24 protein-coding genes and 1 riboswitch are annotated in these 24,770 nt (G+C 72.8%); of the genes, 10 read left to right on the top strand and 14 right to left on the bottom strand.

The genetic code is table 11. From position 1 onward, the window contains the following. The first annotated feature begins 8 nt into the window (after positions 1-8). Together gatA and gatB are read left to right on the top strand one after the other, a co-directional pair. Positions 9-1,622, top strand: coding sequence for an Asp-tRNA(Asn)/Glu-tRNA(Gln) amidotransferase subunit GatA (gatA, locus tag G6R13_RS11030; RefSeq protein ID WP_205521361.1), 1,614 nt, complete (start codon positions 9-11; stop codon positions 1,620-1,622). Continuing rightward, positions 1,619-3,124, top strand: a complete 1,506-nt coding sequence (gatB, locus tag G6R13_RS11025) for an Asp-tRNA(Asn)/Glu-tRNA(Gln) amidotransferase subunit GatB (RefSeq protein ID WP_163721688.1) — start codon at positions 1,619-1,621, stop codon at positions 3,122-3,124. The genes gatA and gatB overlap by 4 nt, the downstream gene beginning before the upstream one ends. 15 nt (positions 3,125-3,139) lie before the next feature. Here gatB and G6R13_RS11020 read toward each other — a convergent pair whose 3' ends face one another. After that, a complete protein-coding gene (locus G6R13_RS11020) occupies positions 3,140-4,216 on the bottom strand; it encodes a phosphotransferase (RefSeq protein WP_144819576.1) in 1,077 nt (358 codons plus the stop codon). A 140-nt stretch (positions 4,217-4,356) separates the two neighbouring features. Between G6R13_RS11020 and G6R13_RS11015 the strand changes: the two genes are divergently transcribed. Then, positions 4,357-5,244 (top strand): CPBP family glutamic-type intramembrane protease, encoded by an 888-nt coding sequence (locus tag G6R13_RS11015; RefSeq protein WP_163721685.1) that lies wholly within the window; start codon positions 4,357-4,359, stop codon positions 5,242-5,244. Positions 5,245-5,262: 18 nt separating this feature from the next. On the opposite strand, the gene G6R13_RS11010 is transcribed toward G6R13_RS11015, so the two are convergent. Next, positions 5,263-5,898 carry a VOC family protein gene (locus G6R13_RS11010; protein WP_080772560.1) on the bottom strand — a complete coding sequence of 212 codons (636 nt, stop codon included), beginning with the start codon at positions 5,896-5,898 and terminating at the stop codon, positions 5,263-5,265. Between the two features lie 177 nt (positions 5,899-6,075). Beyond that, positions 6,076-6,191, top strand: a riboswitch (SAM riboswitch). A gap of 130 nt (positions 6,192-6,321) precedes the next feature. Here G6R13_RS11010 and G6R13_RS11005 point away from each other — a divergent pair. Both G6R13_RS11005 and G6R13_RS11000 read left to right on the top strand, forming a co-directional pair. Beyond that, positions 6,322-7,689 carry a bifunctional o-acetylhomoserine/o-acetylserine sulfhydrylase gene (locus G6R13_RS11005; RefSeq protein ID WP_087114695.1) on the top strand — a complete coding sequence of 456 codons (1,368 nt, stop codon included), beginning with the start codon at positions 6,322-6,324 and terminating at the stop codon, positions 7,687-7,689. After that, on the top strand, positions 7,686-8,816 hold the full coding sequence (locus tag G6R13_RS11000; RefSeq protein ID WP_041103534.1) for a homoserine O-acetyltransferase: 1,131 nt from the start codon (positions 7,686-7,688) through the stop codon (positions 8,814-8,816). Before G6R13_RS11005 ends, G6R13_RS11000 begins: the two co-directional genes overlap by 4 nt. Positions 8,817-8,891: 75 nt before the next feature. Here G6R13_RS11000 and G6R13_RS10995 read toward each other — a convergent pair whose 3' ends face one another. Continuing rightward, the gene (locus tag G6R13_RS10995) at positions 8,892-9,785 is read right to left on the bottom strand and encodes an SGNH/GDSL hydrolase family protein (protein ID WP_041103533.1); all 894 of its coding nucleotides are present in this window, start codon (positions 9,783-9,785) and stop codon (positions 8,892-8,894) included. A gap of 80 nt (positions 9,786-9,865) precedes the next feature. On the opposite strand from G6R13_RS10995, the gene G6R13_RS10990 reads away from it, so the two are divergent. Next, positions 9,866-10,558 carry a phospholipase gene (locus G6R13_RS10990; RefSeq protein ID WP_036340883.1) on the top strand — a complete coding sequence of 231 codons (693 nt, stop codon included), beginning with the start codon at positions 9,866-9,868 and terminating at the stop codon, positions 10,556-10,558. Between the two features lie 52 nt (positions 10,559-10,610). Here the strand turns inward: G6R13_RS10990 and G6R13_RS10985 are convergent, their stop codons facing one another. Then, the gene (locus G6R13_RS10985) at positions 10,611-10,853 is read right to left on the bottom strand and encodes an RNA-binding S4 domain-containing protein (RefSeq protein ID WP_041103532.1); all 243 of its coding nucleotides are present in this window, start codon (positions 10,851-10,853) and stop codon (positions 10,611-10,613) included. Positions 10,854-10,994: 141 nt separating this feature from the next. Here G6R13_RS10985 and G6R13_RS10980 point away from each other — a divergent pair, with 141 nt between their 5' ends. Genes G6R13_RS10980 through G6R13_RS10970 form a run of 3 tightly spaced genes read left to right on the top strand, consistent with a single transcriptional unit; the run spans position 10,995 to position 14,142 of the window. Further along, entirely contained in the window at positions 10,995-12,377 is a 1,383-nt protein-coding gene (locus G6R13_RS10980; protein ID WP_041103531.1) for a glycine--tRNA ligase, read from the top strand. Then, positions 12,374-13,510, top strand: a complete 1,137-nt coding sequence (locus tag G6R13_RS10975; RefSeq protein ID WP_041103530.1) for a GNAT family N-acetyltransferase — start codon at positions 12,374-12,376, stop codon at positions 13,508-13,510. Before G6R13_RS10980 ends, G6R13_RS10975 begins: the two co-directional genes overlap by 4 nt. Then, the gene (locus tag G6R13_RS10970) at positions 13,507-14,142 is read left to right on the top strand and encodes a cation transporter (RefSeq protein ID WP_041103529.1); all 636 of its coding nucleotides are present in this window, start codon (positions 13,507-13,509) and stop codon (positions 14,140-14,142) included. Before G6R13_RS10975 ends, G6R13_RS10970 begins: the two co-directional genes overlap by 4 nt. Before the next feature lie 7 nt (positions 14,143-14,149). Here G6R13_RS10970 and G6R13_RS10965 read toward each other — a convergent pair whose 3' ends face one another. From G6R13_RS10965 to G6R13_RS10955, 3 genes are read right to left on the bottom strand one after another with little or no spacing between them, the layout of a single operon-like run. Next, on the bottom strand, positions 14,150-15,466 hold the full coding sequence (locus G6R13_RS10965; RefSeq protein ID WP_163721683.1) for an MFS transporter: 1,317 nt from the start codon (positions 15,464-15,466) through the stop codon (positions 14,150-14,152). Continuing rightward, positions 15,463-16,239 carry an LLM class flavin-dependent oxidoreductase gene (locus tag G6R13_RS10960; RefSeq protein WP_073115822.1) on the bottom strand — a complete coding sequence of 259 codons (777 nt, stop codon included), beginning with the start codon at positions 16,237-16,239 and terminating at the stop codon, positions 15,463-15,465. The genes G6R13_RS10965 and G6R13_RS10960 overlap by 4 nt, the downstream gene beginning before the upstream one ends. Positions 16,240-16,276: 37 nt before the next feature. Beyond that, on the bottom strand, positions 16,277-16,666 hold the full coding sequence (locus tag G6R13_RS10955; RefSeq protein ID WP_010079214.1) for a heavy metal-responsive transcriptional regulator: 390 nt from the start codon (positions 16,664-16,666) through the stop codon (positions 16,277-16,279). 107 nt (positions 16,667-16,773) lie between these two features. Here G6R13_RS10955 and merA point away from each other — a divergent pair, with 107 nt between their 5' ends. After that, positions 16,774-18,198 carry a mercury(II) reductase gene (gene merA, locus G6R13_RS10950; RefSeq protein ID WP_010079213.1) on the top strand — a complete coding sequence of 475 codons (1,425 nt, stop codon included), beginning with the start codon at positions 16,774-16,776 and terminating at the stop codon, positions 18,196-18,198. A gap of 369 nt (positions 18,199-18,567) precedes the next feature. Here the strand turns inward: merA and G6R13_RS10940 are convergent, their stop codons facing one another. The 7 genes from G6R13_RS10940 to G6R13_RS10910 form a co-directional block, all read right to left on the bottom strand. Beyond that, a complete protein-coding gene (locus G6R13_RS10940) occupies positions 18,568-19,107 on the bottom strand; it encodes a hypothetical protein (RefSeq protein ID WP_080555874.1) in 540 nt (179 codons plus the stop codon). Further along, the gene (locus G6R13_RS10935) at positions 19,058-20,344 is read right to left on the bottom strand and encodes a relaxase/mobilization nuclease domain-containing protein (protein ID WP_024034594.1); all 1,287 of its coding nucleotides are present in this window, start codon (positions 20,342-20,344) and stop codon (positions 19,058-19,060) included. Before G6R13_RS10935 ends, G6R13_RS10940 begins: the two co-directional genes overlap by 50 nt. Beyond that, positions 20,341-20,931: a hypothetical protein gene (locus G6R13_RS10930; RefSeq protein WP_163721681.1), complete on the bottom strand. Its 591-nt coding sequence runs from the start codon at positions 20,929-20,931 to the stop codon at positions 20,341-20,343. Before G6R13_RS10930 ends, G6R13_RS10935 begins: the two co-directional genes overlap by 4 nt. Next, positions 20,928-22,349: a Rep family protein gene (locus tag G6R13_RS10925; protein ID WP_073117383.1), complete on the bottom strand. Its 1,422-nt coding sequence runs from the start codon at positions 22,347-22,349 to the stop codon at positions 20,928-20,930. Before G6R13_RS10925 ends, G6R13_RS10930 begins: the two co-directional genes overlap by 4 nt. 342 nt (positions 22,350-22,691) lie before the next feature. Further along, positions 22,692-22,940 carry a hypothetical protein gene (locus G6R13_RS10920; protein WP_007321353.1) on the bottom strand — a complete coding sequence of 83 codons (249 nt, stop codon included), beginning with the start codon at positions 22,938-22,940 and terminating at the stop codon, positions 22,692-22,694. Next, entirely contained in the window at positions 22,940-23,152 is a 213-nt protein-coding gene (locus G6R13_RS12500; protein WP_080555871.1) for a hypothetical protein, read from the bottom strand. The genes G6R13_RS10920 and G6R13_RS12500 overlap by 1 nt, the downstream gene beginning before the upstream one ends. Before the next feature lie 181 nt (positions 23,153-23,333). Beyond that, the gene (locus G6R13_RS10910) at positions 23,334-24,770 is read right to left on the bottom strand and encodes a recombinase family protein (protein WP_070708917.1); all 1,437 of its coding nucleotides are present in this window, start codon (positions 24,768-24,770) and stop codon (positions 23,334-23,336) included.

Raw genomic sequence — 24,770 nt, 5'->3', positions numbered from 1 at the left:
TCACCCCCATGACCGAGACGTTCGACGTGAACGCGACCCTCGGCGCCGACGAGCTCGTCCGGCTCACCGCGCTGCAGATGGCCGAGCGCCTGCGCGCCGGCACCACCACCTCCGTGGAGCTCGTCCAGGCCCACCTGGACCGCATCGCGGCCCACGACGGCGACGTGCGCGCCGACGCCGACGGCGACCGCGGCGTGCGCGCCTACCTCCACGTGAACACGGACGAGGCCCTCGCCGTCGCCGCCGAGGTGGACGAGATCCGCGCCGCCGGCGGCCCCGAGGCCGACGCCCTGCACCCGCTGGCCGGCGTGCCCGTGGCCGTGAAGGACAACATCGTCACCCGCGGGCAGCCGACCACGGCCGCCTCCCGCATGCTCGAGGGCTGGCTCAGCCCGTACGACGCCACGGTGGTGGCCCGCCTCCGCGAGGCCCGCCTGCCGATCCTCGGCAAGACCAACCTCGACGAGTTCGCGATGGGCGGCTCCACCGAGCACTCCGCGTTCGGCATCACCCGCAACCCGTGGGACGGGGGACGCGTGCCCGGCGGCTCGGGCGGCGGGTCGGCGGCCGCCGTCGCCGCCTTCCTGGCCCCCTTCGCCCTCGGCTCGGACACGGGCGGATCCGTCCGTGAGCCCGCCGCGTTCACCGGCACGGTCGGCGTGAAGCCCACCTACGGCGCCGTCTCCCGCTACGGCCTGATCGCGATGGCCTCCTCGCTGGACCAGATCGGCCCCGCCGCCCGCACCGTGGCCGACGCCGCGGCGCTGCAGCAGGTCATCACCGGCCACGACCCGCAGGACTCCACGTCCCTGGCCGAGGCGCCGGCGGACCTGACCGCCGCGGCCCGCGGCCGCGACCTGGCGGGGCTGCGCGTCGGCGTCGTGACGGACCTGCCGGCGGAGGCGTTCCACCCGGGCATCCGGGCCGGCTTCGACGAGCACGTCGCCGCCCTGCGTGAGGCCGGCGCGGAGATCGTGGAGGTCTCCTGCCCGAGTTTCGACGCCGCCCTCGGCGCGTACTACCTGATCATGCCCTCGGAGGCCTCCTCCAACCTGGCCCGCTTCGACGGCGTCCGCTACGGCCACCGCGTGGTGCCCGACGGCGGCACGATCGAGCAGGTCATGGGCGCCACCCGCGCCGCCGGCTTCGGCGCCGAGGTCAAGCGCCGCATCATCCTGGGCACCTACGCGCTGTCCGCCGGCTACTACGACGCCTACTACGGCTCCGCGCAGAAGGTCCGCACGCTCGTGCAGGAGGACTTCGCCCGCGCCTTCGAGCAGGTGGACGTCATCCTCACGCCCACCGCGCCGACCCCGGCGTTCGAGCTGGGCGCGAAGACGGACGACCCGATGACCATGTACGTCAACGACCTCGCAACCATCCCGGCCAACCTCGCCGGCATCCCGGGCATGTCCGTGCCGGGTGGCGTCGTCGACGGGCTGCCCTACGGCCTGCAGCTGATGGCACCGGCGCGCGAGGACGCGCGCCTGTACGAGGCCGGCGCCGCGCTCGAACGCCTCGTGGCCCAGCGCCGGGGCGGGCCGGTGTGGGCCGAGGCCCCCGAGCTGGAGAAGGGCGCGCAGCGCGCCACCACCGCGACCACGGCAGGAGGCCGGGCATGAGCCACGCAGAGCAGACCATGGACTTCGCGGAGGCGATGGAGCGCTTCGACCCCGTGCTGGGCTTCGAGGTGCACGTGGAGCTGAACACCGCCACGAAGATCTTCTCCTCGGCGCCCAACGCGTTCGGCGACGAGCCGAACACGAACGTGACCCCGCTCGACCTCGGCCTGCCGGGCACCCTGCCGGTGCTCAACCGCAAGGTCGTGGAGTACGCGATCCGCCTGGGCGTGGCCCTGGACGCGCAGGTCGCCGAGACCTGCCGGTTCGCGCGGAAGAACTACTTCTACCCGGACACGCCGAAGAACTTCCAGACCTCCCAGTACGACGAGCCGATCGTCTTCGACGGCCACCTGGACGTCGAGTTGGAGGACGGTGAGGTCTTCCGCGTGGAGATCGAGCGCGCGCACCTCGAGGACGACGCCGGCAAGCTCACCCACGTGGGCGGCTCCGGGCGGATCCAGGGCGCCTCCGCGTCCCTCGTCGACTACAACCGTGCGGGCGTGCCGCTCATCGAGATCGTCACCAAGCCGATCGTCGGCGCCGGTGCGCGGGCCCCCGAGCTGGCCCGCGCCTACGTCACCGCGATCCGGGACATCGTGCAGGCCATCGACATCTCCGACGCGCGGATGGAGCGCGGCAACGTCCGCTGCGACGCGAACGTCTCGCTGATGCCCAAGGGCGCCACCGAGTTCGGCACCCGCACCGAGACGAAGAACGTGAACTCCACGCGCGCCGTGCAGCACGCGGTCACCCACGAGATCCAGCGCCAGGCCGCGGTGCTCGCCGCGGGCGGCACCGTGACGCAGGAGACCCGCCACTGGCACGAGGACACCCGCAGCACCACCTCGGGCCGCCCGAAGTCGGACGCGGACGACTACCGGTACTTCCCCGAGCCGGACCTCGTGCCCGTGCACGTGGACGCCGCGTGGGTCGAGCGCGTGCGCACGGCCATGCCCGAGCTGCCGGCCGTGCGGAACAAGCGGCTCAAGGCCGAGTGGGGCTTCTCGGACGAGGAGTTCCGCGACGTCGTCAACGCCGGCGTCCTGGACGAGATCGTCGCGACCGTGGAGGCCGGCGCCTCCGCGGCGGCCGCCCGCAAGTGGTGGATGGGCGAGATCGCCCGCCTGGCGAACGTCCGCGAGGTCGCCGTCGCCGAGCTGGGGATCACCCCGGCGCACGTGGTGGAGGTCGAGGAGCTGATCGCCGCGAAGACGATCAACGACAAGATCGCCAAGCAGGTGCTCGGTCTGGTGGCCGACGGCGAGGGCGCCCCCAAGGAGGTCGTCTCGGCGAAGGGCCTGGCCGTGGTGTCCGACGACGGCGCGCTCACCGAGGCCGTCGACGCCGCGATCGCCGCCAACCCGGACGTGGCCGAGAAGATCAAGGGCGGCAAGATGGCCGCCGTCGGCGCCCTGATCGGCCCGGTCATGAAGGCCACCCGCGGGCAGGCCGACGCCGGCCGCGTCCGCGAGATCGTCCTGGAGCGCCTGGGCGTGTCCTGACGACCGCGCGGGCCCTCAGCCGTCCAGGGCGGTGAGGGCCCGCGCCACGCGGGGCAGGGTCTTGCGCAGCAGGCGCCGCCAGGACCCCGCGGCCAGCCCGCCGACGATCGCGTCCCGGGCCGCCGCGTCGTCGAGCGTCTCCAGGGCCATCGCCCCGAGCCACACGCGGGCCCGGCGCGCCTCGGCCGCGTCCCGGGCCAGGTCGGGCACCTTCTCCTCGCCGTGCCAGAGCGCCAGGTAGGCCACGTTGAGGGCGGGGTCCCACGCGCACGCGAAGTCCCAGTCCAGCACCCCGGCCAGCGCCCAGCGCAGCGGGGCGCGCGGGTCCTCGTCCTCGGGCACGGCGCGCCAGCGCATGTTGTGCCCGGCCAGGTCGCCGTGCACGAGCGACGGCGGCACGGGCGGCGCGGCGGTCCACGTCGTCACCGCGTCCGCGAGGGCAGCCACCGCGTCCGGCCACGCCTCGGCGCCCAGCCGCGCGTCGACGTCGTGCCCCTCCCACGCGCCCAGGCGCGCGGCGACCGCCCCCGGCAGCGCCGCGACGTGCCGGGCGCGCTCCGGCGTCCACGGGCCGCGGAACGCGAACGGGCGGCCGAGGTGCGGGGCGATCCGCGGGTCGGTGACGTCCACGGCGGCGAGGTCGTCGAGGACGCCGCGCAGCACGGCCGGATCGCCCTCGTGCGGCGGGTGCGGCCCGCCCGGGAGGAAGCGCTGCAGCACCGCGGCGCCCGGGCCCGCGGGGACGGGGTCCGAGAGGGCGACCGGGACGGCCCACGGCACGTCGCGCTCGGCCAGGGCCGAGGCGAGCCCGTCGAGGAGGGCCAGGCGCCGGGGCAGGTGCGCCGCGGGGTCCCGCTCGGGCGCCCACCGCGCGGCCGGGGCGGCGCCGACCTCGTGGGCCCGCGTCATCCGGAGGACGCCGACGTCCTCGAGCACGAGCACGCGGTGGAACTGCCCGCCCTCCTCCACGGACGCCGCGGCCCAGTCGGCTGTGCGGAGCCGCCGGGCGAGGGCGGGGTCGAGGCCGGGGCGGAGGTGCTGCAGGGCGCGGTGGACCAGCTCGAGCTCGCTGGGGGCAGGCGGGGAGACCACACGACCACGCTAACCCTCCCTCCGCCCTCCCGGACTTTCGAACGTGACATCGGGGGAATGGGGACTTTCGAACGGGAGAAAGGCCCCACCTCACGTTCGAAAGCGCCCGGGGGGAGAGGGGCGGGCCGATACTGGAGGGCATGCCCGCCACCCCGCGCACGTCCCGCACCCCGGCCGTCCGACCCGCCCCCGCGCTGCCCGCCCCGTCCGCGCGCACGGTGCGGTGGGAGATCGCGATCGTCCTCGGCCTCTCCCTGGGGAAGTCGGCGGTCTATGCGATCGTCCAGCTCATCGACAAGGCCACCCAGGCCCCGCTCGGCGAGCAGACCACCGTCCTCAACCCGGCCCTGGCCGACCGCTGGGCCTTCGACCTGACCTATCAGCTGCTCGGCATCGGGTTCGCGCTCGTGCCGGTGGCCCTCGTGCTGCACCTGATGCACCTGCGCGGCCGGAACCCGTTCCGGGTGCTCGGCCTCGACCTGCGCCGCCCCGGCCGCGACCTGGCCTGGGGCCTGGGCCTGTTCGCGGCCATCGGGCTGGGCACGCTCGGCGTCTACGCCGCCGGCCGGGCCCTGGGGATCACGACGGCGATCGTCGGCTCGGCGCTCGGTCAGAGCTGGTACCAGGTGCCGGTCCTGCTGCTCTCCGCGCTGCGGCACGGACTGCTGGAGGAGGTCATCGTGGGCGCCTGGCTCGTCGACCGGCTCGGGTATCTGCAGCGGCTGCGCGCCGCGGGCCTGGCGCACGATCCGGCGCCGGCCGTGCCGTCGTCGTGGGTGAGCGCCGAGGGGCTGTACCTGCCGACCCGCGTGGCGGTCGTCGTGCTCGCCCTCGCGCTGCTGCGCGGGGCGTACCACCTGTACCAGGGGATCGGGCCGGGCGTGGGCAACGCCCTGATGGGCGTGGTGTTCGTGCTCGTGTTCCTGCGGGTGCGCCGGGTGATGCCGCTGGTCATCGCGCACGCGCTGCTGGACGCCGTCGGGTTCGTCGGCTACCCGCTGCTGGCGCGGGCGGGGCTGCTCGGCTGAGCGGCCCCGCCCCCGCGCTCAGAGCGTGACCTCGCCCTTCGGGGTGCGGAAGGTGACCGAGACGATGCCCGGGGTGCCGGAGGGCGCGACGTACTCGATGTTCACGTCCTGGACCTGGCCGTCCTCGTCGTCGCCGAGCCACTCGGCGAGGCGCTCGGGGGAGCCGGCGATGTTCAGGCGCTCGATGGTGGCCTGCGGCTCGGCCGCCTGCGAGGGGTGCATGTCCTCCTGACCGTCGGCCCAGCGCAGGATGAACGGCAGCTGCGGGTCCGCGAGGGTTCCCTTGACGCCGATCTGCCGCCAGGACAGCTCCCGGCCGTCCGGGAAGCGACGGTTGCCGGGGACGGCCTCACGGCCGAGGCGGCGCTCGAACCGGCCGATGTCCGGGGTGGCCACCGCCCAGCTCATCCAGCCGCCGCCCTGCTCGGTGCGGGCGCGCACGAGCTGGCCGAACGGCGCGCTGAGGGAGGCCGGGTGGTCCAGGGCCTCGACGACCTCCAGATACTGCCTGCCCGCCATGGGGAACAGGGCGTTCTGCGTGCCGAAGCGGGGGTGGACACCGCCCTTGATCCGCTCGATGCCCAGCGTCTCGGCGATGCGGGCGACCGTGGCGTCCAGGCCCTCGGGGCCGGCGGCGTAGGACACGTGGTCCATGCGACAGGTGTGCACTGCGCTGTTCCTCTCCGTTCCCGGGCTGCCCCGGGGGTTGACCTGGTGCGAGTCGCGGGGCGTCGAGCCCTTGACGGGTCGGGCGCCCCGTGCGGAGAGCGTATCCGCGGGTGACACGCGTGACGAAATCGTGGCGGGGCGGCGGGCTACACTCGGAGGCACGGTCACGAGAGTCAGCAACAGGCCCCGGCATGCTGACCGGCAACCCTCCTTCCGCGGTGGGGTGCCCCGGGTGACGACCAGGCCGGCCCCACAACGGACGCCGGCAAGCGCGGGCCGATCCCACGGCCCCTCTCGACGGCGCCGGGTCATCTCCGGCACCTCGACGACGCCGGTTCCCGGATCGGCACGTCGGCCGGCGGGCGGGGCGGCCGGGTCCGGCCCCTGAACCCCTCAGGAGGGTCCGCCATGACCGACCAGACCACCCCGACCCCCGACGCCTGGGGCTTCTCCACCGCGCAGGTCCACGCGGGCGTCGCCGTCGGCCAGCACGCCTTCGGTGCGACCGCCCTGCCGATCTTCCAGACCACCTCGTACGACTTCCCGTCCGCCCAGGTGGCCGCGGACCGGTTCGCGCTCAAGGACCTCGACCCGCTCTACACCCGCATCGGCAACCCGACGCAGGGCCCGGTGGAGGAGAAGATCGCCGCGCTCGAGGGCGGTGTGGGCGCGCTGCTGCTGGCCTCCGGTCAGGCGGCGACGACGTTCGCGATCCTCAACCTCGCCGGCGCCGGCGACCACGTGGTCGCCTCGGCCAGCCTCTACGGCGGCACGCAGAACCTGTTCAAGCACACCCTCGCCAAGGTCGGCGTCGAGACGACGTTCGTGACCGACCCGGACGACCTCGAGTCCTGGCGCGCCGCCGTCCGGCCGAACACCACGGCGTTCTTCGGCGAGACCCTCGGCAACCCGCGCGGGGACGTCCTGGACGTGCGCGCCGTCGCCGACGCCGCCCACGAGGCCGGCGTGCCGCTGATCGTGGACAACACGCTGGCCACCCCGTACCTGCTGCGGCCCATCGAGCACGGCGCCGACGTCGTCACCCACTCCGCCACGAAGTACCTCGGCGGGCACGCCGCGGCCATCGCGGGCGTGATCGTCGACGCCGGCACGTTCGACTACGCGCAGCACGCCGAGCGGTACCCCGGCTTCAACGAGCCGGACGAGTCGTACCACGGCCTCGTCTACGCGCGGGACCTCGGGGTGGGCTCGCCGCTCGGCGCCAACCTGGCCTTCATCCTCAAGGCGCGCGTGCAGCTGCTGCGCGACTACGGCTCGGCCATCTCCCCGTTCAACGCGTTCCTGGTGAACCTCGGCCTGGAGACCCTGTCCCTGCGCATGGAGCGGCAGGTGGCCAACGCGGCCGCGGTGGCGCGCTGGCTGGAGGGCCGCGACGACGTCGAGCACGTGGTCTACGCCGGCCTGGAGTCCAGCCCGTGGCACGAGCGGGCCCAGCGCTACCTGCCGAAGGGCGCGGGCGCGTTCGTCTCCTTCGAGATCGCGGGCGGCCGCGAGGCCGGGGCCGCGTTCGTGGACGGGCTCACCCTGCACCACCACGTGGCCAACATCGGCGACGTCCGCTCGCTCGTGGTGCACCCGGCCTCCACCACCCACTCCCAGCTCACCGACGACGAGCAGCGCGCCGCCGGCGTCACCCCCGGCCTGGTGCGGCTCTCGCTCGGCGTGGAGGACATCGAGGACATCCTCGCCGACCTCGAACGCGGCTTCGCGGCCGCCGCCCGCCGCGGCGACGACGACGCGGGGGAGCGGGCATGACCGCCGTCGCCACGCGTCCGTCGCGCACCGCGCTGCCCCGCGGCGGCCGCCACCGTCTGCGGGTCGGCGAGCTGCGCACCGAGACCGGCGGGCTGCTGCCCGACGTCGAGCTGGCCTACGAGACCTGGGGCACCCTCGCCGCCGACGGCGCCAACGCCGTGCTCGTGCTGCACGCCCTCACCGGCGACGCGCACGTGGCCGCGCACGAGGAGGACCCGACGCCGGGCTGGTGGGACGCCCTCGTCGGCCCGGGCCGCGCCGTGGACACGGACCGGTGGTTCGTGGTCGCCCCCGCCATGATCGGCGGCTGCCACGGCTCCACCGGGCCCTCGACGCCCGCGCCCGACGGGCGGCCCTGGGGCTCCCGGTTCCCGTTCCTCACGCTGCGGGACGCGGTCGAGGCCGAGCGGCGCCTGGCCGACCACCTCGGGATCGGCGCCTGGCGTGCCGTGATCGGCGGATCGATGGGCGGGGCCCGCGCCCTCGAGTGGGCCGCGACCCACCCCGCGCGCGTCGCCGGGGTGGGCGTGCTGGCCGCCACCGCGGCCTCCTCCGCCGACCAGATCGCGTGGGGCCAGGCGCAGACCGCGGCCATCCGCCTCGACCCGGACTTCCAGGGCGGCGACTACTACCCCGGCCCCGGCCCCGTGGCCGGCCTGGGCATCGCCCGGCGCATCGCCCACACCACCTACCGCACGGCGGGCGAGCTCGGCCAGCGGTTCGGCCGGGAACCGCAGGGCATCGAGGACCCGTTCGGCGCCGTCGTCGGGGTGCCGGGCGGGCGCGGGCGCTACGCCGTGGAGTCCTACCTGGACCACCAGGCGGCCAAGCTCACCGACCGGTTCGACGCGAACTCCTACCTCGTGGTCACCGAGGCCCTCATGGGCCACGACGTCGGGCGCGGGCGCGGCGGCGTGGCGGCGGCGCTCGCGGACTACCGGGGCCGGGCGTTCGTGGCCGCCGTCGACTCGGACCGGCTCTACCTGCCGGCCGAGTCCGAGGCGCTCGCGGCGGCGCTGCCCGCGCGGCCGCCGGTGCACACGATCGCCTCGCCCATCGGCCACGACGGCTTCCTCACCGAATACGGCCAGGTGGCCGACACGCTCAAGCGCACCCTCGCCCTCTGAACTTTCGTTCGGGAAACGGCGGCGTGTCGCGGCACTGTCGTTCGGGAAACGGCCACCGGTCCCCGCCGGCCGGGCTCAGGGCTCGACGATGTCCAGCGGCTCGGTGTGGTCCGAGCCCTGCGGCATCGGCGCGCCGAAGAGCGGCTCGGGGACGGGGCGCTTGGCCGTGACGCCGTCGCCGGAGGAGACGCCGCGGAGGCGGCGGACCACCCACGGCGCCAGGTGCGTGCGCACCCATGCGGCGTCCGACGCGCGGGCCGCGCGCCACGTGCGCGGCGCCGGCGGGGAGAGGCGCAGGTGCTCGAGGCCGTGCTCCACGCCGAGGGTGTCCAGCACCATCGCGGCGATCGTGTGGTGGCCGAGCGCAGAGAAGTGCAGGCGGTCCTCGGCCCACATCTCCCGCCGGGCGAGGTCCTTGAGCGACCACATGTCCGGCACCAGCGCGTCGTGCCGCAGCGCGATGGTGCGCACGTTCTCGTTGTAGATCGCCACGGTGCCGCGGATGCGGCCGATGACGGGCGTGCCCTTCACGTCGGTCGCGTTGAACAGCAGCACGGTGGCGCCGTCGGAGGCCAGACGCTCGACGACGGCGTCCAACCGGACCGCGATCTCGTCCGGGTCCGCGCCGCGCAGGATGTCGTTGCCGCCTGCGCAGACGCTGATGAGGTCCGGCCGCAGGGCGAGCGCCGGCTCCACCTGGTCCTCGGCGATCTGGTCCAGCAGCTTCCCGCGGACCGCCAGGTTGGCGTAGGCCAGGTCCTCGCCGGGCGGCGTCAGGCGGGAGAGCTCCTCGGCCAGGCGGTCGGCCCAGCCGCGGTGGTAGCCGGGACGGTCCGGGTCCGGGTCGCCGATGCCCTCGGAGAACGAGTCCCCGATGGCGACGTAGCGGCGCCACGGATGGGCGGCGGGGTCGTCGACCGGGGTCGCGTCGGAGGCGTGCGGAGGCTGGGAGGAGGATGGGTTACCCACGGGTAGGATTCTGCCCGCATCGCGCGGGAGGGGTCAACCTCCGGGAGGGGCCGACCGCGCCGCTCGCTAGGCTGGCGGACGTGAACGCGAACCCCACCCCCGCCGTCGAGCCCGTCGTCCGCTGGTCCCGCCCCGAGGGCGAGCGCACCGAGGACCTGCTGATCGTCCTGCACGGCTACGGCGCGAACGAGGACGACCTGTTCGGCCTCGTCCCGCACCTGCCCGAGCACGTCACGGTGGCCGCCGTGCGCGCGCCCCTGCCCCTGCAGCCGGGCTCCCACGCCTGGTTCCCGCTCTCCCAGGACCCCGTCACGGGCGAGCTGGGCTCCACCGCCGAGCCGGTCCGCGAGGCCGTCGAGGCCCTGCACGCCTGGGTGCAGGCGGTGCGCGGGGACTTCCGCACCGTCTCCCTGCTCGGCTTCTCGCAGGGCATGGCGATGGCCACGTCGCTGCTGCGCCTGGACCCGGAGGCCTACGCGTGCACCGTGGCGCTGTCCGGCTTCGTGGTGGACCCGGAGCTCACCGAGCCGCGGCTGCGCGAGCTGTTCACCCGCGACGACGACGTCGCCCGCGTCCGACCGAAGGTCTTCTGGGGCCGCGGCCAGGAGGACCCGATCATCTCCGAGCCCCGGGTCGAGGAGACCCATGCCTGGCTGAACGCCCACGTGGACCTCATGAAGATCGTCTATGCCGGGCTCGGCCACGCGATCAACGAGCAGGAGCTGGGCCACGTGAAGGAGTACCTCGCCCACATGGTGCCGCCCCGCGGCTGACGCACCGGACACGCTCGACGACGGCGCCGCGGCCGCCCGACGGGGCGTCGGCTCAGGCCTGCCCGGCCTGGACGACGAACGCCTCGCCGGCGAACTCGACGACGTCCCCGTCGTGCAGCTGGGCGCCGCGGCGCGTCTCCACCGCGCCGTTGACGGTGACGAGCCCGTCGGTGACGACGTCGCGGGCCATGGCCCCGTCGTCCACGAGGGAGGCGAGCTTGAGCGCCTGGCCGAGGCGGATGGACTCGTCACGGATGGGCAGGGGCTGGGCGTCGGGTGCGTTCGTCTCGGTCATGGTGTCCATCATGGCCGGTAGGCTGGACGGGATCGACCGGCGCGCCGCGCCGGAACGGGCCCGCCGCGTCGAAGGCGGCCGGGTGCCGTCGTCGTCGTGATCCCCTCCCGCCCCGCCGATGAGTACGGAAGTGATGCCCCCATGGCTGCCAAGTCCCCGCTGGACAACGTCATCAACCTCGCCAAGCGCCGAGGCTTCGTGTTCCAGGCCGGTGAGATCTACGGCGGTTCGCGCTCCGCGTGGGACTACGGGCCCCTGGGCGTGGAGCTGAAGGAGAACATCAAGGCCGAGTGGTGGAAGACCTTCGTGCGCTCCCGTGAGGACATGGTGGGCCTGGACTCCTCCATCATCCTGCCGCGCGCGGTGTGGGAGGCCTCCGGCCACGTCGAGACCTTCACCGACCCGCTCGTGGAGTGCACCCAGTGCCACAGGCGCCACCGCCAGGACCACCTGCTCGAGGCGTTCGAGGCCAAGAAGGGCCGGCCGGCCGAGGGCATGGCCGAGATCGTGTGCCCGGACTGCGGCACCCAGGGCGCCTGGACCGAGCCGCAGCTGTTCTCGGGCCTGGTCAAGACCTACCTCGGCCCCGTGGACAACGAGGAGGGCCTGCACTACATGCGCCCGGAGACGGCGCAGGGCATCTTCGTGAACTTCCTCAACGTGCTGGGCGCGGCCCGGAAGAAGCCGCCGTTCGGCATCGGCCAGATCGGCAAGGCGTTCCGCAACGAGATCACCCCGGGCAACTTCATCTTCCGCACCCGCGAGTTCGAGCAGATGGAGATCGAGTACTTCGTGCCGCCGGCCGAGGCGAAGCAGCACTTCGACCGCTGGGTCGAGGACTGCTGGGACTGGTTCATCGACCTCGGCATCGACCCCGCGCACCTGCGCCGCCTCGACGTGCCCGCGGAGGACCGTGCGCACTATTCGGACGGCACCATCGACCTCGAGTACGACTTCGGCTTCACCGGCGGCGACGGCTGGGGCGAGCTGATGGGCATCGCGAACCGCACCGACTACGACCTGGGCCAGCACACGACGCACTCCGGCACGAAGATGCAGTACTTCGACCAGGCGAACAACGAGCACTACACCCCGTACGTGATCGAGCCGTCCTTCGGCCTGACCCGCGCCATGATGGCGTTCCTCGTGGACGCCTATGCCGAGGACGAGGCCCCGAACGCCAAGGGCGGCGTGGACGTGCGCACCGTGCTCAAGCTGGACCCGCGCCTGGCCCCGGTCAAGGCCGCCGTGCTCCCGCTGTCGAAGAAGCCCGAGCTGCAGCCGGCCACCCAGTCCCTCGCGGCGGAGCTGCGCACCCTCTGGAACATCGAGACGGACGACTCCGGCGCGATCGGCCGTCGCTACCGCCGCCAGGACGAGATCGGCACCCCGTTCTGCATCACCGTGGACTTCGACACCCTCGAGGACCAGGCCGTGACCATCCGCGAGCGGGACACCATGGCCCAGGAGCGCGTGGCGCTGTCCCAGGTGAAGTCCTACCTGCTGGAGCGCCTGGTCAAGTGAGCGGGGACGTGACGGGAGCGGCCGGGGCCGCGGGGCATGACGACGGCGGCGCGCTGTTCGACTCCGCCGCGGTCGCCGACGGGGAGATCGTGCTGCGTCCCTGGCGGCCCGGGGACGACCTGGCCCTGCTCGAGGTGTGGGGCGACCCGGCCAACGCGCAGCAGCACCAGGACCGGGCGATGCTCGCCGAGGACGCGGAACGGCCCTGGCGCCGCGCGCTCGTGGCCGAGGACGCCGGCGTGCCGGTGGCGGCCGGCGTCGTCTACGCCTCGTCCGTGCACCCGCGGCGGCTGTGGCTGTACGTCGAGACCGCGGCCGCCGAGCGGCGCCGGGGCATCGGCCGGGCGCTCGTGGCGGCCCTGCGGGGGCTCGCCGCGGAGGCGCATGCCGCCGGCACCATCCCGACGACGGCCCTGAAGGCCCGGTTCGCCAAGGACGCCCTGGTGCCCGGCGTGGCCGGCGCCGACCCGCAGACCGAGGCCGACGGTGCGACGGGCCGCCCGCCCGTGGACACGGAGGCCGTGCGGTCCCAGACCGCCGCACTGGCCGCCGGCACCGAGGCGTTCCTCGTGGCCCAGGGCTTCACCCCCGTGCAGCGCTCCCGCCGCGTCGCGATCGCCCCGGGGGCCATCGGCCTGCCGGATGTGCGCGGGGAGGAGCACCCGGACGGCGTGGTCCTCGAGGAGGCCTCGACCGGCTCCGTCGAGCTGACGCAGGCGGTCGCCGCGTTCTATGACGCCGTGCACGCGTGGGACCCGTCGACCCTGAGCGTCGGGGCCGCCCAGCAGCTGCTGCTGGGCCCGGCCACCGGGGCCGCGGGCGCCGTCGTGCTCCGCGACGCGCCGAAGGCCGAGGGCGGGCGCATCCGCGCGTTCGCGGTGTCCTACACCCCGGAGCGCCAGGACGCGCCGGCCGATGTGCTCGTGGGCTGGGATCCGGAGCTGGGGGAGGAGGACGCGCTGCAGGCCGTGGCCGACCTGCTCGCCCTGCTCGTGGCCCAGTACCCCGTGCAGATCGAGGTGGACGAGGCGATGGCCCCGCTGGAGCGGATCGTGGACGGGCTCATCGGCGGCAACGCGGCGCGGACGCTGGTGGACACGTACGTGTTCGTGGACGACGCGCCGGGCGCGTGAACCGGGCGGCCGTAGCGGACCGCCGGCGCACCCGCACCCTGCGGGGCACCGTCCTGGCGGTGGCCCTGCTCAACGGCGCCTACCTGGTGGTCGAGATCATCCTGGCGGTGGGGATCGGCTCGGTGGCCCTCGTGGCGGACTCCGTCGACTTCTTCGAGGACTTCGCCGTCAACCTGCTGATCTTCGTGGCGCTCGGGTGGACGGCGGCCCGGCAGGCGGTCATCGGCAAGGTCATGGCCGGGATCATCGTGCTGCCGGCCGTGGCGGCGCTCGTCATGGCGGCCACGAAGATCGGCGACCCCGAGCCGCCGGCCGCGGGCGTGCTGCTGGGGGCGGCCGTCGGCTCGCTCCTCGTGAACATCGTGTGCGTGGTCCTGCTGGCCCGCGTCCGCGTCGACGGCGGCTCCCTCACCCGGGCGGCCTGGCTCGCGGCGCGCAACGACCTCGTGGCCGGCGTCGTGCTGATCGCCCTGTCCGGGATCACGGTGCTGACGGCGTCGGGCTGGGCGGACATCATCGTGGGCGTGCTTCTCGTGCTGCTCAACGGCTCCGCCGCCAAGGAGATCTGGGAGGCCGCGACCGAGGAGCACCTGGCGGCCCAGGCCCTCGCCGGCGAGGTCGACGACGACTGAGCGGTTCCTACGGGGCGGCGGGCAGCCGGGCGGCGAGCACCGCCCCGACGGCGGCCAGGCCCAGGAACACCGTCAGCGCCGGTGCAAGACCGACGGCGCCGGCCAGCGCCCCGACCGCCGGGCTGAGCCCAACCCCGGCCAGCCGCATGCACCAGCTCGTCACCGCCAGCCCGGTCTGCGGCCGGAGCCCGGGCGCCTCGTCGCCGAGCGCATAGGCCACGGGCACCACCACGGCGCAGCCGAGCCCCGCCAGGGCCAGCCCCGCGAACGCGGCAGGCACGGCCACCGGCTCGGGCAGCGGCGCCAGGGCCAGCCCCAGCCCCACGACGACGGCGCCCAGCCCCGCCGTCAGCGCCCCGCGGCGTCCCAGGGCGGTGAGGGTTCGGTCGCCCGCGAGGCGTCCGACGAACTGCGCGCCCAGCAGCGTCGACGCGCCGAGCACCGCCGCGGCCGGATCCAGGCCGCGCTCCGTGATCAGGAACAGGGTGGCCCACGCGTTGCCGAACTCCTCCACGCCGAACCCGGCCATCGCGATCACCACGGCGGGGACGAGCACGGCCACGGCGGCGCGGTGGGGGAGGGCTTGGGTGGCCGGGGCAGGCGGCGCGGACGTCTCCGACGGCGCGGGTGACTGATCCGAGGCGTCGCGGGCCGAGGCCGAGTCCGTGGGCGCCTCCGCCAGGAACAGGCGCCGGACCCCCAGCAGCACCGCGACGCACGCGCCGCCGTTGAGCCCCAGGTGCAGGGCCGCGGGGCCGCCCACGGTGATGACCGCGGCGCCGAGCCCGGCACCGGCGGCCGCCCCGAGGCTCCAGCCGGCGTGCATGGTCGTGAGCACGGGCCGGGCCAGCCGGGTCTGCACCTGCAGGCCCTGCGCGTTCTGGGCGGTGTCTACGACGGCGTCGAGCACGCCCGATGCCAGGACGAGGCCCGCGAAGACCCACAGCAGCCAGGCCGCGGCCGTGCCCGCACCGTGCCCGGCCCCCGCGCCCGCCCCGGCGACGTCGAGGACGAGACCGGCCGCCGTCGTGAGCAGGGCGATGGCCACGCTGCCGGCGAGCATGACGCGGCGGGCGCCGAACCGGCGCAGGATCGGCGCGGGCAGGGGCCCGGCGAGCGTGCCGCCCACGGCGAGCGCGATGACGAGCAGGCCGAACGCGGCCGGGTCCAGGCCGAACGCGGCCTTGGCCTCCGGGTAGTGCGGGATGAGCGCGCCGAGCAGGGCGCCGTTCGTCGCGAAGGCGGCGGTGACGGCCCAGCGCGCGCGACGGGCTCGGGCGACGCCGTCGTCGGCGGCCGGGAGGTGAGGCGGGGCCTCGCTCATGCATCCCAGCCGAGCAGGCGCCAGACCTCCGCACAGCCGGCGAAGATCTTCGCGTTGTACTCGACCCCGAGCTGGTTGGGGTTGGCGAACAGGACCCAGTCGGCGGCGGCGACGGCGTCGTCGGCGGCGAGCTTCTCCGCGACCTCCTCGGCGGACCCGGCATAGGTCGGGCCGGAGCGGGCGGCGCCGCCCTCGAGCATGCCGGAGGAGTCGCGCGAGGCCCGCTCCCGGCCGAAGTACAGCTCGTCCTCCCGGTCCTGGATGACGAACGCGGAGCGCGTGACCGCCGTGCGGCCCGGACCGGCGTGGCCGGCCGCGGCGAAGGCCTCCCGGTAGCGCGCGATCTGGTCGGCCTGCTGGACGTGGAAGGGGCGGCCGTCGTCCTGCAGGAGCAGGGTGGAGGAGAGCATGTTGTAGCCATCCCGCCCCGCCTCGACCGCCGACGGCGTGGACCCCGACCCCCACCAGATGCGGTCCGCGAGCCCGGGGGAGTGCGGCCCGATCCGCAGCGGCTGCGAGCTGTGCGCCCAGCCGGAGGTGAGGTCCGGCGTTGCGATGCCCTCGCCGCGCACGGCCGAGAGGAACCGGCGTCCGCGCTCTCGGGTCACGTCGGCCCAGGTCTGCCCCTCGTCGAGGGCGTAGCCGAACTGCGCCTGGCCGTCGAGGGCGGCCTCGGGTGAGCCGCGGGAGACGCCGAGCTCGAGCCGGCCGCCGGAGATGAGGTCCGTGGTGGCCGCGGCCTCGGCCATGTACAGGGGGTTCTCATAGCGCATGTCGGGCTTGTGGCGTTGGTGCGACCGGCTCTGCCGTTTACAGGTACCGGCAGACCTGGTCCGCGCTGCACGAGTCGGGGTCGGGCTGCGCGGCGTCGCGTCTGAGCTCGGTGATGGTGTCGCGCAGCGCGGCGAGCTGGGCGATCTGCTGCTCGATCTCGGCGAGGCGTGCGTCGAGGAGGTCGCGCACGTGCTCGCAGGGAGCAGCGCCGTCGTCGCGGATGTCGAGGATCTGGCGGATCTGGGCGAGGGTGAGGCCCGCGGCCTGGCCGCGGTGGACGAAGTCGATCCGGGCGGCCGTCTCGGGCGCGTAGTCGCGGTATCCGGACGGCGTGCGCTCGGCCGGCGGCAGCAGGCCCTGCTCCTCGTAGAACCGCAGCGTCTTCGCCGTCGTTCCCGCCCGCTCGGCGAGTTCCCCGATGCGCATCGCAGGCCCCCTCTTCTTTCGGCAGAAGTCCTCTTGACCTTCCCCTGCACTGGAAGGTCCAGTATGGCTGAGACAGACCGGAAGACCAAGTGTTGACAGGAGCTGCGATGCCCACGAAGTACGACCTCGCCATCATCGGATCGGGCGGTGGTGCGTTCGCCGCCGCGATCCGCGCGACCACGCTCGGCAAGTCGGTGGTGATGATCGAGCGCGGGACGCTGGGCGGCACCTGCGTGAACACCGGCTGCGTGCCGTCGAAGGCCCTGATCGCCGCGGCCGACGCACGGCACTCCGCGGCCGACGCCGCCGACCGGTTCCCGGGGATCGCGACGACGGCGGGGCCGGTGGACATGCCCGCCCTGATCGCCGGGAAGCAGGCGCTGGTCGAGTCGCTGCGGGGCGAGAAGTACGCCGACGTCGCCGACTCCTACGGGTGGGCCGTCCGCCGCGGCGACGCCGCGTTCGCCGGCACCCCCGACGCTCCGGTCCTCCAGGTCGCCGGGGACGACGGCAGCACCGAGACGATCGAGGCCGGGCACTTCCTGGTGGCGACCGGCTCTCGGCCGTGGGCCCCGCCGATCGACGGCCTGGACGAGACCGGGTACCTGACCTCGACCACGGCGATGGAGCTGACCGAACTCCCTGAGTCCCTGCTCGTGCTCGGCGGCGGCTACGTCGCCCTGGAGCAGGCGCAGCTGTTCGCCCGGCTCGGCTCCCAGGTCACCGTGCTGGTCCGGTCCCGGCTCGCGTCGAAGGAGGAGCCGGAGGTGTCCAGGACGCTGGAGGAGGTGTTCGCCGACGAGGGCATCCGGGTGGTCCGCCGCGCGCTGCCGACGCGGGTGTCCCGCGACGCCGCGACCGGGCAGGCCGTCGTCACCGCGGACGTCGCCGGGGGGCGGGAGGAGTTCCGCGCCGACCAGGTGCTCGTCGCCCTCGGACGACGACCGGTCACCGACGGGCTCGGCCTCGACAGGGTCGGGGTCGAGACCGGGGACCTCGGCGAGGTGGTCGTCTCCGACCGGATGCAGTCCTCCCACCCGCGGATCTGGGCCGCGGGCGACGTGACCGGCCACCCCGAGTTCGTCTACGTCGCCGCCCACCACGGCACCCTCGTCGCCGAGAACGCGTTCGCCGACGCCGACCGGGCCGTGGACTACGCCCGACTGCCGAGGGTGACGTTCACCGGCCCGGCGATCGGCGCGGTCGGGATGACCGAGAAGGACGTCGTCGCCGCCGGGATCCGCTGCGACTGCCGCGTCCTGCCGCTGCACCACGTGCCCCGCGCACTGGTCAACCGCGACACCCGCGGCTTCGTCAAGATCGTCGTGGACGCCGACACCGGGAAGATTCTCGGCATCACCGCCGTCGCCAAGGACGCCGGCGAGCTCGCCGCCGCCGGGGTCCACGTGCTCGGCAAGACGGTCGCCGAGGTCGCCGACGCCTGGGCCCCCTACCTGACCATGGCCGAGGGCATCCGGATCGCCGCCAAGGCCTTCACCACCGATCCGTCGCTCCTGTCGTGCTGCGCGTGAACGCGCACGCAGACAATCGGGGGGAACGCTCAGCTGGGAGAGGAACAGACGATGAGCGGCGATAAGGACCACGACTCGCATCGCGCGGGCGTGCTTGTCGGTGCTGGGACGGGCTTGCTCCTGTTGGCATGCTGCGCGCTTCCGCTGCTGATCTGCTGCGGCCTGCCTCTCCTCGCCGCGGGCGGAGCCCTCGCAGGTATCGGAGGTTTCCTCGGCAACCCTTGGCTCATCGGTGCCGGGATCGCAGTCGGGGTGGCCGTCACAGCGGCGATCGTCCTCCGGCGACTGCGGCGGCACCGACGTCGCTCGACCGGCTGCTGCGGCAATCGTTCGACTACTGACCGGGGTCAGTAGTTCGAGTGGCTCCAGTCATCGTCGCCAGTTCGGCCACGTCGGCATCCCGCGACCCTTCCAGGTCTCCACGAGGCCAGCAACCCAGCGGACGGACGCGAAGACCCCGTAGCCGGCCGCCGCGAGGCCCGCGGCGATCACGAGCCAGCGCCCGATCCCGAGCCACACGCTACCGTCCACGTCCAGCGCCCACTGAGCGCCTGTGATGAGCCCAGCGATGCCCATCCAGAGCCCGGCGACGACCACCACCACCGGCAGGAGTGCGAGGCACATCGCGGCGGCGGCCGACCAGAGCTGACGGGCCTCCAGCTTCGCCGTGGCAGCGATGATCCGCTCGGCGCGCTCGTTCGATGCGTCGAGGTTTGCCGCGATCGTGGCAGACGCCTCCCCGGCGACCTGTTCGACGGCCTTCACGACTCGCTCCTCGGTGCGCTTTTCGATCCGCTGCACCGCGCCGCCGACCTGGCTGACGAGCTTCTGGTTCGCCGCGGCCTGCGCCTTGAGCCCCTCAATCGCCGATGCCGTAGCCGCGTGATTCCTCTGCGCCTCCGCGACCAAGCTCTGCGACGCGGCGTTCAAGCTCTCGCCGTTGAGACTCTGCGCGAACTCGCCGAGCGTGCTCGCGATCTCGTTCAGCCTGCTCTCGATACTCGCGATCCTCGCGGACGCGTCGCTGGAGGGCGAGGAGGTCGACGCCGAGGCCGTGATCCGCTCCAGCCGCCTCGTCGTCTCCTCGTCCATGACCTTCACGAACCCTGCGAGCTTCTTCTGCTGCTCGGCCAGCCGGTCGAGCCTCGCGTTCTGCGCCTCGACGGCGGCGAGGATCGAGGTCAACGCCTCCATCGTCTCCGGACTGTCGAGCTGCTGCTGCGATCCGCTCTGCGCGTTCTGCTGCTTCAGCCTGTCGAGCGCTGCGCTCATGTTCCTGCTCCTCCTGCTGCTGGTGATAGTCGAAGAACGCCTGCGCGCCCTCCGGGGTGAAGTCCGCCGAGAGTGCGCTCGCGCGCTTGCGGCGCTCGGCGCGTCCGGACTCGCCGCGGCGGTCCTCGATGTAGAGCGTCCAGGTCTCCTGCCCGGCGCGCTTGCCCTTCTTGCTGACGGGGCTGTGCAACCGCATCCGCGGCACCCGCTCCCCGTCATCGCCGAGCTGCTGGTTCTGCTCCTCGATCACCGCTTCGAGACCGGCCTTGTCCACCGCACGGGGATCAGCCAGGGCGGCGCTCATCCGGTCGCCCATCTCGCGGTCGAGCCCGCCCTCGGCGAAGTCCTCGCGGCGCAGCTCCCAGTCCTTCGGCGCGTGCTCCAGACGCTTCACGACCGAGAGACCGTGCTCGCGCATGAGCTCGTCGTTCGCTGACTGAACGCCCCGCTGGTTCCCGGCCTTGCGGTCGTGGAACGTGCGATAGTCCGAGAGCGCCTTCCCCGTCCGATTGCTGTGGTTGATGACCAAGATGTGGTTGTGCGGCTTCTTCCCGCGTCCGTCCACATGGCTCACCACGAGGCAGTCCGCGTTGGGGTGCATCTTCTTCGCGAGCTGGTAACCCAGATCGTTCACCCGCTGCACGTCCTCAGGATTCTTTGGGTCGAACTCGTCGTCGCTGAACGACTGCCTGTAGTGCAGCGCCTCGACGTCACGCTTCGTGTTCTGGGTGAGCGCGCGGGCGCGCGCCGAGAACGCGCCGGGGCCTCCCGGCACGTCGCCCGTGATCGCGACGCCGCGCTCGTCCTCCTTGCCCCGGATGTAGCGCTCGGTGTCGGCGGCGTTGGCGCTCGGACTGTAATGCGTCGTGCTCATGAGGCCGCCCGATCCCCGAGCAGCGCGCGGACCTCGTGCAGCAGCTCGATCAGCTCGGGCACCTCCGCCGACAGCGCCACCGGCTCACCCGCGCGAGCACGGCGGTCCAGGTCGTTGACGTTGATCGCGAGCGGGCGCACCTGGGCGGCCAGCTCCCGAGCATCAGCAGACGCCTGCACGCGCTCCTCGACCCCGAGCAGCTGCGCGGCCACGGCGGCATCCAGCCCCTCGCTCCGAGAGGCGTGCAGGGCATCGCGCACGACGGTCCGCACCCACGTGCTCGGAGCCAGCCCGAGCCGCTTCGCACGAGTGCGAAGCGCCGCGAGCGTGGCGTCATCGAAGCGGGTGTCGAGCCTCCCGCCGCCCCCACGACGACGCTTCGCGCCGCCGTGACTCTGGCGCACAGCCTCCGCATCAGCCCGACCGGTGTTCACCTGGGAGTCGGTCTGCTGCTCCACCTGTACGCCAGAGTGGCAAGCAGTAGCCGTGTCGGACGTTTCGCTGGCGCTCATGTCCTCCCCGGCTGCTTGCGAGGGGCCTCCGGCCCCCTCGACCCCCTGGAAGAGCGCATCGCGTTCGGTGCTCATGCGGCACCTCCGATCAGCGCCAGCGGCACGTCAGGGCTCCGCACCGCGAGCCCACCCAGCAGCTCAGCAACCGCGCCCTCCGCATCATGTTCGGCCGAGGTCTCCGGGCCGTAGGTCAGTTCCCGCGACCCGACGTTCTGGTGGTACGCGTTGCCGTACATACCGGGCGTGTGCGCGGCGGTCGGAACGCTGCACTGGTGCCACTCGTAGGGCTCGATCTTCCCGATGTGCTGCACGAGGTAACGATTGATGTCGTCGGCACGATAGACCTTCACGACCGAGGCCAGCCGGCGGATGAACTGGTCCAGCGCCTCGTCCACGTTGCCCTTCTGGCGGGCGTAGTAGAAGAACTCGACGGGCTCGATCGTCGCCGTGATGACGATGAGGCGCGGGGCGACCTCGCCCTTGTTCTTGTAGCGGGCCTTCGCAGGCGAGGCGTTGTACGGATCGAGCAGCAGCAGCCAGTCGTTCGCATCCATCGCCGAGGCCCGCAGATCGTCCAGCAGCAGCACTTCCTCGCCCCGCCAGTCATCAAGCGGGTTCCCCGTCGCGGCCCGGTAGACCTGCCACCGCTCGCCGTGCGCGTTCGCCGCGTTGATCGCCTCGGTAATGAAGTCCGTGGCGAACCGGGTCTTGCCGATCCCGGCATCCCCATGGACGAACACCACGTGCGTCGAGAACTCACCGGCGCGCAGCTTCGCCGCCGCCCGGTATGCGCGACGCTGGCCGTAGGCCGACAGCGCGTCGTCGATCTCCCGCTGATGCCGCGAGTAGATATCGAACAGCTCGTCCGTGAGCATGATCTGATCCCGCGTGATCTCACCTTGGAGAACGCGCTCCCGCATGTCCTCGAAGTTCTCGGCGACGATCTTCTTCTTCACGTGGGCGCGGCCCTTCAGCCACGTCTCCCGGCGCTGGGCGTCGATCCCGAGGTAGTCAGGCCCACGCACCGTGGCGACCTCCGAAGGCGCGTACTGGTGCTTGTCCGCGTACTTCACGTGCGTCAGATACGACAGCATGTTGTCGAAGGCGTACCGCCCGCGGCCAGGCTTCTCGACGTACTGGGGCTCGACGCCGATGCCGAACGCGAGCCGATCCAGCGGCGCACTCTTCGCACGGCTGGCGAACTTGATCACGGCGTGCAGGTGCTCGGGCTTCGGTTCGACCACCAGGGCCTTCTCCGTGTCACTCCAGACCTCGCGCTCGTCCTTGTCGTGCACGATGCCGTAGGCCTCGACGACCTGGCAGCCGGTGGCCTCGAGCCGCTGCACCACGTAGGCGAGGATCGCCTCGGCACCCTGCTGGAGCAGCGCGGCCCCGTTCGGGTCCTCGGCAGCCCAGGCCCAGTACGACGGATCGAGGTACTGCGTGAGCCCGATGCTCGTCGGGTTGTTCTCCTGCTTAGCCACGGCGACCACCCCCGCCGCGGGCGGCGCGGAGGGCCTCAGAGGGAGTGCGGCGCCTAAATGACCCCCTATTGACCCCCAAATGAGACCCCATATGATCCCGCGGGACCACGCGACGGAGCGAGGGCGGAACAGGCCGCTGACCAGGCATGTTGTTGCAAGGCGCGGCAATCGACAAGCCCTTGCCGCGCCCGTAGGAACGAATGAGGGTCTCGTAACTCTTGGAGTGCGAAGCACGGCTACGGGCAGCCATCACGACGACGGGCAGCCCGCCTTCGGCGGGTGCCAGGCCAGGCCCTCCGGGCGGGGTCAGGTTGGTGGGAGCGGTGCTGAGGTTGCGTGCGTCGGCGTACATCAGCGACCACCGCCCCGGCCGTAGCGCTTGATGACAGCCTGATGCGTGACGCCGAGGGCGTCGCCGATCCTGGCCCAGGTCACCCCATCGGCTCGGGCGTCGGCGACGGCGATCTCGACGGCCTCCTCCAGCACAGAGCGGAGCACGCCGAGGTCGTAGAGCTGGGCCTCGGCGTCGGCGAGGGACGGGTCGCCCTGACGCCAGCGGAAGCCGGTCAAGTGATCGAAGGCGGCGGAGTTCGCGCTCATCAGCGACCACCGCCCATCACAGAGGCAACGGCGGCGCGCTGGCGCGGGGTCAGCGGAGTGAGTGCCAGGCGCTCACCGGCTCGGCGGCCAGCGGCGCGGGCGGCGGCGATGACGGGATCGTGGCCGTCTGCCTGCGGAGAAGGAGCGGAGCCCTGATCGAGGCCAGGGCGGACGAGCGCGGATGCGCGGGGAACGTCGATAACGACAGACATCGGAAGTCCTCAGACATGAGTATCTTCCGGTTCCCCGCCACGGTAATTGGGCTGTTTGACCGGCTACTCATCCGGGAGCAGAACCCCGCGCTTCTAAGTCGCGGCCCCGGTGGGATCTTCTTGTCTGCAACCATTCTTCCATGACTCGACTCACCAGTGCAATGACGAGTCGAGTCATGAGTCAGTCGCGTCTCGGCTCGATCCGCACGAGATCGGGGTCGAACTTCACGTGACCCGGCATGATGGGCTCGATGGTCACCGTCACCAGCTCGTCCACGAGCATCCGGCGACGGTCCATGTCCAACGCCTTCCACTTCGACTCGACAACCTCGCGGCGCTCCGCGGTGCCGACCGGCTCGTCGACCTCCGCCAGCAGCTTCGCCGCCACCGACACCGAGCGGTCGAGCAGCTCCGCGTCGATCTCGTCGATGCGAGCCTTCACGTCGTTGATCGCCGCCGTGATCTCCAGGACCGGCTGATGGATGTCGCGCAGCAGCGGGCTCAGCTCCTTCACCCGCTCGACCAGGGCGTTCCGTTCGGTCAGCAGTTCCTCGCGATCCGGCCCGGCGGCTTCCTGCGGCATCACGAGGTCGTGCACGTCCACGGACGACAGGCGCGTGAGCACCGCCTCGGTGACCATCGCATCGACGGGCTCGCGCTGGCGGGTGAGATGGAACTGCTCGCCACAACGGTACGTCGGCTGCTTGCGGCTGTTCGTCCCCGAGACGAGCGTCGCGCCGCACTTCCCACAGAGGCCGATCGTGGACAGGAGGTACTTCGGCTGATTGCCCTGCCTCGCCGACCTCCGCACGTTGTCCTCCAGCTTCGCCACCGCGGCCCGCCACGTCTGCTCGCCGACGATGGGCGGGAACGCCTCGCCCTGCACCGGGTACAGCTCGCCGGTCTTGTAGTGGCGGATGAAGCCAGCGTAGAGCGAGTTCGCCAGCAGATACCGCACAGCATCGACGGAGAACTCCGACCCGCGGGCGGTGAGGTGGCCAGCGCTGTTCAAGTCCTCCCGGATGCGACGGATCGACAGCGACGGCTCACCGAGGAACGCATCGAAGGCCCGCCGAACTGCGGCGGCCTCCTCCTCGATCAGCTCGCCCTCCCTCGTCCAACCGAACGCCTTCCAGGTGGACGCCGGGATGCCTTCGGCGCGGCGGCGCTCGTTCGACCTGATCTGCCGCTCCGCCTTGCGTCGAGCCTCGAACCGGGCGAGAGCGGCGAGCATCGTCGCTCGGAACTCTCCGTCGGCCGTCGAGAGGTCGATCTCGCCGTCCACTGTGACGACGCGCAGGCCGAGGTCGATCAGCGTGTTGAGGTCCTTCGTGCTCCGCAGCAGTCGGTCCATGTCCACGGCGACGACCATCGAGAATCGACCTGCTCGGGCGTCGTCCAACATCTCGGCCCAGCGGGTGCCAGCTCGACGCTTCTTCGTCGCCGACACCGCGTTGTCCTCGTAGACCTCGACCACGTTCCAGTCCTTGGCCTCGGCCAATGCCCTGATCTTCCTCAGTTGTGTATCGACCGTCCAGCGGTCGCCTTTGCGGTCCATGGAGGCGCGGACGTAGGCCGCCACCTCGTTCGTCTTCCTCAGCGCTACCAGTTCGACCAT

Origin of the sequence: Micrococcus sp. Alg238-R198 (genome assembly GCF_900537135.1) — a bacterium.
In the GTDB taxonomy this organism is placed as follows: Bacteria; Actinomycetota; Actinomycetes; order Actinomycetales; family Micrococcaceae; genus Micrococcus; species Micrococcus luteus.
The sequence above is the reverse complement of the archived record's forward strand: the minus strand, read 5'-3'. Positions and strand labels throughout refer to the sequence as shown.